At 35.1% G+C, this 13292-nt stretch carries 12 protein-coding genes and 1 tRNA gene; 5 read left to right on the forward strand and 8 right to left on the reverse strand.

Going from position 1 to position 13292, the window contains the following annotated elements:
• Positions 1–72: 72 nt before the first annotated feature.
• Complete coding sequence (locus D7004_RS18225; protein ID WP_123207264.1) at positions 73–648, forward strand: hypothetical protein; 576 nt, start codon at positions 73–75, stop codon at positions 646–648.
• A gap of 49 nt (positions 649–697) precedes the next feature.
• On the opposite strand, the gene D7004_RS18230 is transcribed toward D7004_RS18225, so the two are convergent.
• The 3 genes from D7004_RS18230 to D7004_RS18245 form a co-directional block, all read right to left on the reverse strand.
• Positions 698–2188: a glycoside hydrolase family 32 protein gene (locus D7004_RS18230; RefSeq protein ID WP_123207265.1), complete on the reverse strand. Its 1491-nt coding sequence runs from the start codon at positions 2186–2188 to the stop codon at positions 698–700.
• Between the two features lie 430 nt (positions 2189–2618).
• Positions 2619–4568 carry a KUP/HAK/KT family potassium transporter gene (locus D7004_RS18235; protein ID WP_123207266.1) on the reverse strand — a complete coding sequence of 650 codons (1950 nt, stop codon included), beginning with the start codon at positions 4566–4568 and terminating at the stop codon, positions 2619–2621.
• A gap of 559 nt (positions 4569–5127) precedes the next feature.
• Positions 5128–5201: transfer RNA gene (locus tag D7004_RS18245), tRNA-Asn, on the reverse strand.
• A gap of 144 nt (positions 5202–5345) precedes the next feature.
• Here D7004_RS18245 and D7004_RS18250 point away from each other — a divergent pair.
• Entirely contained in the window at positions 5346–6269 is a 924-nt protein-coding gene (locus D7004_RS18250; protein WP_123207268.1) for a PfkB family carbohydrate kinase, read from the forward strand.
• A 50-nt stretch (positions 6270–6319) separates the two neighbouring features.
• On the opposite strand, the gene D7004_RS18255 is transcribed toward D7004_RS18250, so the two are convergent.
• The 3 genes from D7004_RS18255 to D7004_RS18265 all read right to left on the reverse strand — a co-directional run bounded on the left by D7004_RS18255 (position 6320) and on the right by D7004_RS18265 (position 8552).
• Positions 6320–6553 (reverse strand): cytochrome b5 domain-containing protein, encoded by a 234-nt coding sequence (locus D7004_RS18255; protein ID WP_123207269.1) that lies wholly within the window; start codon positions 6551–6553, stop codon positions 6320–6322.
• Positions 6554–7328: 775 nt separating this feature from the next.
• Positions 7329–8021, reverse strand: coding sequence for a lycopene cyclase domain-containing protein (locus D7004_RS18260; protein ID WP_123207270.1), 693 nt, complete (start codon positions 8019–8021; stop codon positions 7329–7331).
• Positions 8022–8552: a hypothetical protein gene (locus D7004_RS18265; protein WP_123207271.1), complete on the reverse strand. Its 531-nt coding sequence runs from the start codon at positions 8550–8552 to the stop codon at positions 8022–8024.
• A 165-nt stretch (positions 8553–8717) separates the two neighbouring features.
• On the opposite strand from D7004_RS18265, the gene D7004_RS18270 reads away from it, so the two are divergent.
• Together D7004_RS18270 and D7004_RS20770 are read left to right on the forward strand one after the other, a co-directional pair.
• Positions 8718–10199: a phytoene desaturase family protein gene (locus tag D7004_RS18270; protein WP_123207272.1), complete on the forward strand. Its 1482-nt coding sequence runs from the start codon at positions 8718–8720 to the stop codon at positions 10197–10199.
• A 356-nt stretch (positions 10200–10555) separates the two neighbouring features.
• Positions 10556–10735 carry a hypothetical protein gene (locus tag D7004_RS20770; RefSeq protein WP_167459535.1) on the forward strand — a complete coding sequence of 60 codons (180 nt, stop codon included), beginning with the start codon at positions 10556–10558 and terminating at the stop codon, positions 10733–10735.
• Positions 10736–10815: 80 nt separating this feature from the next.
• Here D7004_RS20770 and D7004_RS18275 read toward each other — a convergent pair whose 3' ends face one another.
• Both D7004_RS18275 and murB read right to left on the reverse strand, forming a co-directional pair.
• Positions 10816–11346 carry an RNA polymerase sigma factor gene (locus D7004_RS18275; RefSeq protein WP_123207273.1) on the reverse strand — a complete coding sequence of 177 codons (531 nt, stop codon included), beginning with the start codon at positions 11344–11346 and terminating at the stop codon, positions 10816–10818.
• Positions 11347–11480: 134 nt separating this feature from the next.
• Positions 11481–12497: a UDP-N-acetylmuramate dehydrogenase gene (murB, locus tag D7004_RS18280; protein ID WP_123207274.1), complete on the reverse strand. Its 1017-nt coding sequence runs from the start codon at positions 12495–12497 to the stop codon at positions 11481–11483.
• Positions 12498–12605: 108 nt separating this feature from the next.
• Between murB and D7004_RS18285 the strand changes: the two genes are divergently transcribed.
• Positions 12606–13127, forward strand: coding sequence for a DUF6680 family protein (locus D7004_RS18285; RefSeq protein ID WP_123207275.1), 522 nt, complete (start codon positions 12606–12608; stop codon positions 13125–13127).
• The last annotated feature ends 165 nt before the right edge of the window (positions 13128–13292 follow it).

Below are 13292 nucleotides of genomic sequence, written 5' to 3' on the forward strand. Positions count from 1 at the left end.
ATACTGAAATTTAAGTATAGTTTAATTGATTAAAAGTTCTTAACTTAATTTAACAATTTAAAACAAGCTTTCATGAAAGGCATCATTAAAAAAAACGCTCATGCTTTAACTCGTGAGTTAGACTGGCTATCGGAAGTTATTGATACCAGCATGAAATTGTATTTTAAGCAAGAAACCCCTTACCAAAGCATTTACGATATTCCGCCTCCCGATATTGCCAAGGATGAATCTTTTTATGCAGAAGTACTTAAGCGAGACCAAACCAGCATTGCTGAAAGGATTGTTTTATTATTAAGTTTGGCACCACACGTCAGACCACAAATGCTTGATGTTTTTTTAATAAGAAATAAAAATTTAGATAAGAATTTTACCGAATTTGGAGGTGTTTGCGATACAAAATGCAATTGTTTTATACCGACTGGCGAAACTGCAGCATTTATTTTAGCCATGAACAACCTCGAAAGCCGATTCGATTTGTTCAATCTTTTTTGCGAAGATCATTACTTTAAAAAAAGAAATATTCTTCAAATTGTAAAGCCAAAAAGTTTCGAACCTTACCTTTCTGGTGCATTAATTCTTTCTTTAGAGTATTTAAGTTATTTAAGTGTAGGGCTTTCAAAATTTACAGCTGTTCATGCGTATGATTAAATATAAATTTTGAAAGCCGATGAAAACTATTAATCCAATTTAAATTTCATTATTTATTTAATGATATGCCCGATATGGCAATATCAGTTACCGGCTTATTACCGCCTTTAATAATTTCTAATTTATTTATTGGAGATGTTGGGAAGAATGTATCTGTCATGCTGGTAATTCCTTCATCTGCAAAAAGTTCTAACGATGCGGCATCTAAAATCAAAGAGATTTTACCCGTTTTAGATTTTGAAATCCTAGGAGCAATGTGCTTTCTAGCAAATCCTTTTTCAAAACCAGAAATGCCTGCTTTGGTTCTGTCGATGAAGTAATTACCAAGTTTAACATCATAACCAACAATCAGTTTTTCACCTTTATTGTTTCCTAAGTTAATCGTGAAGCTTTCAGAAGCATCAAAAGTTAGGCTGAGTTTAAAACATCCTTTTAACGATTTTACAGTTTCTGAAAGATTAAGAACTTTTTCTGTTGATAAAGTCTTTTTTACTGCCAAAGGCTTGATTAGGCCAGCCATTTCCTTTACGGGATTTGAGGTTAAATAAAATTCGCCCTCTACTTTGGTTAATCCCAATTCGCGTGGCAATGTTGCGGCACCTCGCCATTCTTTTGTAGGAACCAGATCTGCATATTGCCAGTTGTTCATCCAGCCGATAAAAATCTTCCGTTTACCCGTGTTAGACCAGGTTACACCAGCGTAATTATCTGTTCCGTAATCAACCCATTTTTGTTTATTAGAATCTGGCGAGAATGTTTTGCCATTAAAACTTCCGGTAAAATACTGTGTTGCAGAACCTCCGTTTGGTCCACCAGGATTAATGCTCACCATAAGCACCCATTTGGTTTGTCCATTAACTTCCAAAGGGAAAAGATCTGGGCATTCCCAAACGCCGCCGTGGGCACCAAGATTACTTCCAAAATCACTTTCCTTTTTCCAAGACTTTAAATCAGCAGATGAATAAAATGTAACTCGATCCTTAGTGGCAAGCGTCATTATCCATTTTTTATCCTTTTCAAACCACATTACTTTCGGGTCTCTAAAATCCGTAATCCCAGGGTTTGGCAATACCGGATTACCTTTATATTTAGTCCAGGTTTCGCCATTATCCGTACTGTAAGCAAGACTTTGATATTCATAAAAGCCCGTTTTAGCCTTTTCGATTTCTGCATTATGATGGGTAAAAATTGCCACCAATGCGTTTTTTCCAAATCCAGCCGTGTTATTTTCATCAACAACTGCGCTACCTGAAAAAATCATCCCCAAACTATCCGGATATAGCGCAATCGCCTTTTCTTGCCAGGTAAACAAATCCTTACTGGTAGCATGAGCCCAATGCATTGGACCCCATTTGATATCATTTGGATAATATTGATAAAACAAATGGTAAACGCCCTCATGATAAATCATCCCATTCGGATCATTCATCCAATGTACTTTCGGCGAAAAATGAAACTTTGGTCTGAAATCCTGAGCATATAGCTTATTGGTCTGCAGCTCCAGCAGCATCATAAAAATCATCAATCTTATCGTATTCATATCCTAATATTAAAATTTGGTTTCAGTAAATATTTATTTGGTTCGAAAATTAGTAGAATAAATTAATTTAATCTACAAACTAAAGTTGCAAAGTTTAATGGTAAACTCCGCAATAATGGTTCAATTATAAATGATAAAATTGCTTTTGTTTTAAACGTAATTTAAAATAACATTATTTTGGCCTTAGGGATGGCAAGACTGGGCTAAGATATGCAGGTTTATGCAAAAATCTGCTATTAATATTTGTTTAATTCTTCCAATTCAAATCGCCTGAGAATTAATTTTTAACCAATACTTTTTCTTACATACTTATAGGTATATAATTCTTCCTTTATATTATTTTCCTGATGTGAGCTTCGTTAAATGTTCTATCAGCATAACGTTTTTAAAAAAGTATTGGGGGAATTTCTGCCAGTTGGCGATGATAAAATTATATCCTTTCCAGTTTAAGTGGTTTTCGATCCTTAAACACCAAGGGATACTTTTCAATAATAACATTACTTTGGTCAAGACCATAATTGATGTCGTCACTTACCCCAATTCCTTTCAGATTATAGTAACTACGAATCAATAAGGCTTTCCAGAAGGGCAGTTCGTTATCAAAGGATAGGTATGAATTTATAATGACGAATTTATAATCACCGATATGATTGGCTGCATATTTCATGATTGTGGTACGTTCCATTTCCAGTTCGCCGCTCTTAAGTAATTCATTTGCTATCAACCGGAAAAATAGATCTACCCTTGGATAAACCCTGAAACCAAGCCGTAGGTTAACATGGTACACATTATTAGCCGATAAAGTAGTAATGCTATATTGTAATAAATGAGGCTCATCAGCAATTTCTACATGGTAAAACCAGTACACATCGGCCTTTTTTATGGGATTGGAGAATATGGAAAGGAGTGTCTTGTCTTCGATTTCTGTAGCATTTTTTGATGCCGTTAGGTAAATAAGGTGTGTTGCAAAATTAGCCACATCCTTTTGATGGCTCAGTTCAATCAAACGTTGCAGGTTTTCTGGATTAAAACTTCGGTACTTCACCATTAAACTTTGCTGCAGCCTTCCACTACGCCAAATCAGCATGATGCCAGTTATCACTGCTCCAACAACCAGCATAATCCACCCACCTTCCTTTATTTTCTGCAAATTGGCTATGAGAAATGAAAACTCTACTGACATAAACACTATCGTTACCGACAATACCATAATTAATGGCTTCCGCTTGGCTCGCAACCAAAGTGCGATAAGCCCGGTCGTGGTTAGCATGGTAAGCGTAACAGATAGCCCGAATGCTGCTTCCATGTTTTTCGATTCTCTAAAATAAAGTACCATGCTAATACATGCCACCATTAATGCCCAGTTGAAGAAAGGGATATAAATCTGACCCCTTACCGTTCCTGGAAAAATAATTCGGTGCCGTGGCCAAAAACCTAAATGAATGGCTTCGTTAGCAAGTGTGAAGCATCCGCTGATTAGCGCCTGACTTGCGATGATGGTTGCTAGGGTGGCTAAGATTACCGAGGGAAGATAGATCGCCTGCGGAACGATATTGTAAAAAGGGCTTAGGTCGGTTGCTTTACCTGAAGTTATCAGCCATGCTGTTTGACCTGCATAACAGAGCAAGAGGGATACTTTAATATAGATCCAACTGACGCGAATGTTGTTTCGACCAACATGTCCCATATCACTGTACATCGCTTCCGCTCCTGTGGTACACAAAAAAATCCCACCCAAAAGCCAAAATCCTTTGGGATAGTGAACCAGCAGATCGAACGCATACTTGGGATTAATGGCATTTAAAACACTTGGTTCTTTGCTAAGTGCCAGTAAACCAATAACGCCTATAAAAGTGAACCAAACTAACATAACCGGCCCGAAAAACCTGCCAATTTGTTGCGTTCCAAATTGTTGAATAAGAAAAAGTGCTATAATAATCGCTATAACAATAGGCACGGTTGGTAAATCTGGATAGATGGCCAACATACCCTCAACAGCTGAAGCTACTGAAATTGGTGGTGTAATTATGCCGTCGGCCACCAGAAAAGAGCCTCCTATGATGGCCATTACAATTAGCCACTTGCCATAATAACGTTTGATTAGCGCAAATAAAGAAAAGATGCCTCCTTCTCCTTTATTATCTGCCTGCAAGGTGATGAGTACATATTTGATGGTAGTTTGGAGTGTAAGGGTCCAAATTACACAGCTTAGTACCCCTAAAGCTTTTTCTGGAACAATAATTTCTCCAGAATGAAAAATCGCATTATAGGTGTAAAGCGGAGAAGTACCAATGTCTCCGAAAACAATGCCAGCCGCGATCAAAACTCCTGCGGCTTTTACCCGTTGATGAAAGCTCTGCTGACCATTAATTGCATCCATACGCAAGTTTAATAAAAATCGTGGTCAAACAATAGTCTTTATTTCTTTCTGGGTGGATAAGTTAATGTTCGAAAGATTTTACTATGGCGCCAAAAATTATCATAACCATAAATGTAAAAATCAATAGATGAATGGGTGTAAGTTTTATTCGAAATCGGGTCACTTTTTTAGGGTGACCCCAATGTTGCAGTTTATTTTCCGCAGCTATGATATTAGTTTCTTCTAACATATAAATGAATTTACAAGCCATTAACAATGAGCATACCACAAATTGAAAATACACATAATATCCTGACTATCAATATTATAATAAGATACCGCATCTTTAAAAAGCTATTAAGCCTACCAAAATGGAAAGTAATTTTTCAATTTGAAAGGCAAAATGTTATAAATTGGATTGCCAACAAATCGAAATATTAATTTAGTTAGTTTTTTTGAAGTTGATAACATTGCCCTTCGATATTTGGGCTTGAATACTTTCGATTGAAATAGTTACAGGCATTTTTTATAAATAAAAAGCCCCACTCGGACGGAGTGGGGCTAGCTGATTGATCATCAGCTCCCTCTGCTGGGCTCGAACCAGCGACCCTCTGATTAACAGTCAGATGCTCTAACCAGCTGAGCTAAGAAGGAGTACTGGTTATTCCTAAAACGAGGTTATTGATGCTTTGCAGCGTAAATACCCTTGTTCGTTTTGGGAATGCAATATTAGGGCTTTTAAATTATTTATGCAATATTTGCAGTAAAATATTTTAAAAAAAATTCAAATTAATATATATGAGCCTGATAATCATAGGTACTGTAGCTTTTGATGCTATTGAAACTCCATTCGGAAAAACAGATAAAATAGTGGGTGGCGCTGCAACATACGCTAGTTTAGCTGCATCGTACTTTTATAATAAGACTAAAATAGTAGCCGTAGTTGGCGATGATTTCCAACAAGCGGATATTGATACCTTTAAAGAACATGGAATTGATACCGAAGGATTGCAAATAAAAGCAGGCGAAAAATCATTCTTTTGGTCGGGAAAATACCATAACGACATGAACAGTCGCGATACTTTAATTACAGAATTAAACGTATTGGAAAATTTCGACCCGATTATCCCAGAAAGTTATCAGGATTGTGAGTATTTGATGTTAGGTAACCTCACACCTCAAGTGCAGCAAACTGTAATTAAGCGACTTAAGAATCGTCCGAAATTGATTGTAATGGATACCATGAACTTTTGGATGGACATTATGATGGATGATTTGCTAGAAACCATCAAAATGGTAGATGTTTTAACCATTAATGATGCTGAAGCACGTCAATTATCTGGAGAATATTCTTTAGTTAAAGCAGCGAGAAAAATCCTTGCAATGGGCCCTAAATACCTGATTATTAAAAAAGGCGAGCATGGTGCATTGCTATTTCATGAAGATCAGATTTTTTCTGCTCCGGCTTTACCATTAGCAGATGTTTTCGACCCAACAGGTGCCGGCGATAGTTTTGCAGGTGGTTTTATAGGCTACATGGCAAAAGTTCAAGAAGTAAACTTTCACAACATGAAAAATGCAATTATTTATGGTTCGGCGTTGGCATCTTTCTGCGTAGAAAAATTTGGAACAGAAAAATTATTAAACCTCACTGCCGAAGAAGTTTCAGAAAGAATTCAGGAATTTATTAAATTGAGCGCCTTTACAATAGAAGTTGAATAATTATCTATCATAATAGCTGCAGGTTTGAGGTAAAAATCTTTAATCTGCAGCTATTTTATTTTTCCAATCGGCACAAATTTTTCGAAAACAGCATCGGTATGTGGTGCATCCGGCAGCTCATCAGTTAAATCCTGCCCTGCCCAATGTTCGTAATGTTTCCCGTTTCGCCACAATCTACTTTCGGTCATATCATAAATAAAACCTTTGTAGGCTACCCAAATTTGAGGTTTGTCTTGTCCGTTTCGTAAAGCTAGCTGTTGTTTGGTATAAGCTGGTAAATCCATGTCAATAAATATTTGATACTAGTTTTTTGAAGCGCAATGCTGCTGCAAAACAATTAATTTCTTCCCGCTTTTCACTTTTACGCTTCGCTGCCTCGTTCCTCGTTGCTGCAGGGTAACGTTTCAATCGGGGCTACTGGCTAATTTCGCATTTCATTTTAATGGTTGCATGGCGCAGAACATTGTTTGTAAACCTGATTGCAATGAAAAGCCCCAATTTTTCATTGGGCTTGTAATGTAAAGCAGGACTGAAAACCTACAAGAACCACCCACCTTTCGTTTCCAAATTATTAAATAATCTCCTTTAAAAATACTTTGATTTTAAAATTCCAATTAAACATTTTAAACTGTTTTTTGAAGCGCAATGCTACTGCAAAACAATTAATTTCTACCCGCTTTTCACTTTTACGCTTCGCTGTCTCGTTCCTCGTTGCTGCAGGGTAACGTTTCAATCGGGGCTATTGGCTAAACCCGTAATTCATTTTAATGGTTGCATGGCGCAGAACATTGTTTGTAAACCTGATTGCAATGAAAAGCCCGCGAACCGATTTTTCATCGGGAGCGGCTTGTAATGGAAAGCAGGACTGAAAACCTCCAAGAACCACCCACCTTTCATTTCCAAATCATTAAACAATCTCTTATACGAATGCTTTTTTGAAGCGCAATGCTTCTGCAAAACAAAGCAGGACTGAAAACCTCCAAGAACCACTCACCTTTCGTTTCCAAATAAATAAGCAATCACAACAATACTCGCCTAACTTTCAAAAATTACGATAACCTAAACAATCGCTTTTACAACAGCTCTACTTTTAAAAAATTCGTAAAGATATATATTCATTAAAAGTAATGCCATTAAATAGAAATGATCTTCGAAAGGAATGGTTCCAACCCTGAAGCCAAGATTTTCATTATTATTATATAGCACAACAGGAATTGCTGTTAAATATCCGTTTACAATGTAAAATGGAATTAATGCAACCAGATATGCCCGGTAAAATTTAAACATTAACCTAAACTGAACATTAACATATTCTACATAAGCCAAAACCAGGAGTAAAAACCCAAAATTAATAACGGTGTACCACCTGTTGTAACCTAAGAAAAGCATTGCCACACAAAGGCCTAAAAATAGATTACTCAAAGAGAAACTATATTTCTGCAAGCTATCTTTCGGGAAATAGGCATTTAGGCATTCGTAAATAAAAACGCAAGCATAAGGAACGGTTAAAAAGAAAAGTATTTCTTCGAGCGGTAAGCCAAAAAAACGTATTCCTACTATATAATCCGGGTTAAATGACCATACATTTAGCTTAACGAAAAGCAAATCCCAAATTAAAAAGACTAAGCCTGTTATTAAAATTGCAGGCAAAACAAATTTCCACTTGCTAAAGAAATGCACTTTTTTATCAAAAGACAAAACCAAAGGAAAAAAAATTACCGCAATATTTATGAGTAAATAGATATATGTCATTTAAATAAATTTCTTTAAAACTTTAACTTCATCGGCAGTACATCGCTTACTATCAATCATAAACTTTGCAACATTTTTAATTAAATCTTTATCGGCAACCCCAAAATTGTTGTTTTGATAATGCTTAACAATTTCCTTTTTATCTACAGCCAAATCTTTACTAAAACCTAAAAAAGATGGCGTGAAGTGTTCAATAGAGAAACGCATAAAACGGATTTCCATATTTTCCTTATCCAAATTAATTGCTTTCTGCATGGTTTGCAGCGACTCCTTAATGTATTTTATTTTATTATAAGGATTCCAGGAGTGTTTAGCTTTTAAGGCTTCTAAAGTGCCAGCATAAGCGGTAATTAATCCGGTTTTATTTGGGTATTTATTTAATTTATCCCAAAGATTATTGGTCAGTTTCGAATCATCAACGGCCTTTATTAAATCGGCCTTTAATTCGGTTATTTCTTTTGGTGAGAGTTGTGCTTTGCAAATGGTGATGGAAGCAAAAAGCAATAGTATTACAAATCGTAGTTTAATCATGTGTTGCGCCAAAGGTAATAAAACCGAACGGATTACTAATTATGGATATTTAATAGGCTAAAATATCAATATTTTACAAAAATACGCTGTTACGAGTAGTAGATATTATACCCAAAATCATAATTCCATAAAAAAATATTGCCGAAAAATCCCTTTCTTTATACAATGGATAAAAAACCTATAGTAACCATCATTGGAGCAGGTTTTGCGGGCTTATCCGCTGCCGCTTTATTGGCTAAAGATGGTTTCGATGTTACAGTTATTGAAAAAAATGAAATGGCTGGCGGAAGAGCCAGAACCTGGGAAAAAGATGGTTTTTTATTTGATATGGGACCAAGCTGGTATTGGATGCCTGACGTTTTTGAAAACTATTATCAAATATTCGGCAAAACTGCAGCCGATTTCTATGAACTAAAAAGATTAAGTCCATCTTACCGAATTTATTTTGGTAAAGATGATACCATGGATGTTCCATCTAGCTTGCAAAATTTGTATCAACTTTTCGAAGATTTAGAGCCGGGCAGCAGTAAAAATTTAGATTCCTTTTTAGCACAGGCAAAATACAAATACGATGTTGGGATGAATGAGTATGTTTTCAAACCATCGCATAGTGTTATGGAGTATTTCGACCCAAGACTAGCAGTAAGTGGCATAAAGCTGCAATTGCTTGGAAACATGCGTAAACATGTACACCAGCTTTTTAAAAATGAGAAATTAAGAAAACTATTAGAGTTTCCTGTATTGTTTTTAGGTGCCACACCTCAAAATACACCAGCTTTGTACAGTTTAATGAACTATGCCGATTTAGTTTTAGGAACATGGTATCCGCTTGGTGGCATGCATAAAATTGTTGAAGCCATGCAAACCATTGCCGAAGAACAAGGTGTTAAGTTTATTTTTAACACTGAAGTAACTAAAATTGAGGTAAAAAATAATATTGCCGAAGAAATTATAACCAATAAGGGAAATTTTAAAACAGATTTTGTTGTTGGCAATGCCGACTATCATCATATTGAGCAACAACTTTTAGATAAACCATTTAGGAAATACGATGAAAAATATTGGGATGAACGGACCATGGCGCCATCTTGCCTACTTTTTTATATTGGTTTAAATAAAAAGTTAAATAATATTCTTCACCATAATTTATTCTTCGATGAAAATTTTGATGAACATGCAGAAGAAATATATACCGAACCTAAATGGCCAACTAAACCACTATTTTATGCTTGTTGCCCGTCTGTTACCGATTTAAGTGTTGCACCAGAAGGTTGCGAAAACTTGTTTTTTTTGATTCCGATTGCACCTGATTTGGAAGATAGCGAAAGCAAAAGAGAAGAATACTTTAACTTACTGGTAAAACGCTTTAAAGATTTAACCGGAAACGATATCAGTGATAGCATTATATTTAAACGAAGTTATGCCATGAATGATTTTGTTGAAGACTACCATGCATTTAAAGGTAATGCGTATGGATTAGCAAACACATTGAAACAGACGGCTTTCCTTAAGCCTAGCATGAAAAGTAAGGTAACAAATTTTTTATATACTGGCCAACTTACCGTTCCAGGTCCTGGTGTACCGCCTGCAATCATATCTGGACAAGTGGTTGCAAAAGAAATAAAAAAAAAGTTAAAAAAAGCTTGACAAATATAAAATTTCCCTTATCTTTATAACCACAAAACAAAAACATTGCAAAACAACCTTTAAAAGCATTATTAGTTAAGGTTTGCATTTGTTTCGAAATAAGAGAGAAAGACTATTGTTGAAATAAAACATAAGAATCAACTAACCAAATATATGATAAGCAAAAAGGCCAGGAATTTTTTCCCGGCCTTTTGCTTTTTAAAACGATTAAGATTTCAGGCTTTGTATCGACACAATTCCTAATAACAATAATTTATTGCCGAATGCCGGGCAACCTTTATTAATTGCACTTAACCAAGTTAAATAGCCCCCGATAGAATGGAATTAATGCTTTTCGATTCTACATCGAATATGGCATGATAGCGGGACTGCTTCAAAAAATAAGCATTAAATTAACCATAACTCGACGCATGCCAAACAACCTTTATTACTTACACTTAACCAAGTTAAATAGCCCCGATAGAATGGAATTCCCGTTCTTCGATTATTCATCGAAAACGGAATGGAATGATAGCGGGACTGCTGCGACCGATTAACTACTGCAGCACCGCTTAAAAAAAATAAGCAAAAAAAACCCTGAAAGTAATTTCAGGGCCTCAATGTTATAATTGAAATTCTATGCCATTTCTGCAATTGCAATATCTTTAGAATATGTTTTTAAATATTTTTTTAGAATACCACGAGCAACGTGAATACGAGTTTTAACGGTTCCAATTGGAATATTTAACATATCTGCAATTTCGTGATATTTAAACCCTTCGAAATAACGGATAAATGGAACATAATATTCTTGTGGCAATTGTGCTAATGCTTTATCAATATCGCCTAATACAAATTTACTTTCAGCTTGGTTTTTTGTTGCGCTGAAACAAAGATTTGCAGAAGAAATATCTTCGCTTTGGGTAATTAATGTATTTGTTTTAACTAAACGGCGATAGTTATTAATGAAGGTATTTTTCATGATGGTAAATAACCAACCTTTCAAGTTTGTACCTTCTTTAAATTTGTTGTAGTATGTAATCGCCTTAAGCATCGTATCTTGAACAAGATCATTTGCATCTTCAGCATCTTTTGTAAAGTTTAAAGCGTAAGATCTAAGGGATACAGAGTGATGGTTAACTAGATGGTTGAATTCAAATTTGGTCATGATGTTTTAGCTTTAGGGTAAGATTTAAAAAAACAAAAAATTGCGTCTTATTCTTATTAAACCTAAACAAACTTAGTACCAAAAATTTTTGGCACGGTGCCAAAACCGTAAAACTACCTACGGCACCGTATTCGTCACAGTATATTTACCTCACGTTCCAAAGTGACTCCAAAAGTAGACTTTACACTGTCTATAATTTGTTCAGAAAAATTAAATATTTCTGTGCCAGATGCATTTCCATGATTTACCAAAACCAAAGCCTGATTTTTCCAGGTACCCGTATTTCCCGCAATTTTGCCTTTATAACCGCACTGTTCTATCAACCAACCAGCGGCCAACTTTACTTTTCCATCTGCTGTTGGGTAGTGAACTACGTCCGGGTGATTGGAAACAACATCTGCAAATTCATACTTTTCAATTACCGGGTTTTTGAAAAAGCTTCCTGCATTGCCTATCGTTGATGGATCAGGCAATTTACTTACTCTAATATGTGATACCGCAGCAGAAACATCGGCAATATTGGGCTTTTCGATTCCTCTTTTTTGCAATTCTGTTTCTATTGCTCCATAAGAAGTATTAATGACAGCTTCTGTTTTTAAATTAAATGTTACCGAGGTAATAATGTATTTACCTTTTAAATCGCCTTTGAAAATGCTTTCGCGGTAACCAAAATGGCAATCATCATAATTAAATGTTTTAATATTACCAGTTTCGATTTCGAAAGCAGTGCAGCTATGAAAAATATCTTTTAACTCGACGCCATAAGCCCCAATATTTTGAACTGGAGAGGCACCTACTGTACCAGGAATTAAGCTTAAGTTTTCAGTACCGGCAAAATTATGCGCAACGCAGTAGTTTACAAAATCATTCCAAACCACTCCTGCTCCTGCTGTAACCTTTACCGTATTGCCTTCGATTAATGATTCTATACCAGAGATGCTTATTTTTACAACAAGACCATCATAATCTTGAGTAAATAAAATATTGCTTCCACCACCAATAACCAATAGCTTTTGCGTTTTAGTGATATCTTTATTAAATAGAGCTTTTAAATCTTCTACATTAAATATTTCTGCAAAAAATGCTGCCTTTACATCAATTCCAAAAGTGTTAAATGGTTTAAGAGAAATATTTTGTTGAATCTGAAGCATAAATTTTGTGTTGTGCACAAAAGTAAAATAAAAATTAAGGTAATTATATACAAAGCTAACCTAAGCTTTGAGTAAATGTTTATATTAGTTGTCTAAATTAAAATCATTATGAATGTATCTCAATTTTTAAAAGACTATGGAGAAATAATATCCGTAACTCTAATACCTATACTAATATTCTATGTAGGTAAAAAACTTCAAGATAGGGACTCTAAAAACCAGGCAAAACTAAAATTGTTCTTAGGAATTATGGCTAATCGTAGAAAAGTTCCGCCATCTATTGATCTTGCTGATTGTTTGAATCAGATTGATGTTGTTTTTCAGGACAACAAGAAGGTGCGTATAGCTTGGCGAGCTTATTTTGATAGTCTGAATCCGCATTCTCAACATAACGCAAATGCCAATTCTTTTTTTCTTGACTTATTGTCAGAGATTGCAAATGACCTAAATTATAGAGATTTGAAACAAACGGAGTTAGACCGTTTTTATCGTCCTCAATATTATGATGATTTAGCGAACACTCAAGAGATTTATTTTCGTGAATATCTTCGGATTTTACAAAGGTCAAAGAATCTAGCTGAACCATTCTCGGAAGAGGAATATTTGGAACATATAAAAAATGGAAAATAGGTAAAGTGTTTTTCGTTTTCATTTTTGTAAAGTTTAAATTGTAAATAAATCTGTGAATTTGTTAGTTTTACGGTTATCCGTAAACATTGTTAATGCGGTAATTTACTTTTGGTAGTAATACTCTTTATCGTTAAATACCATTATGAATTGAAATAGTATATAGTA

Source organism: Pedobacter jejuensis (assembly GCF_003725795.1).
Classification (GTDB): domain Bacteria; phylum Bacteroidota; class Bacteroidia; order Sphingobacteriales; family Sphingobacteriaceae; genus Pedobacter; species Pedobacter jejuensis.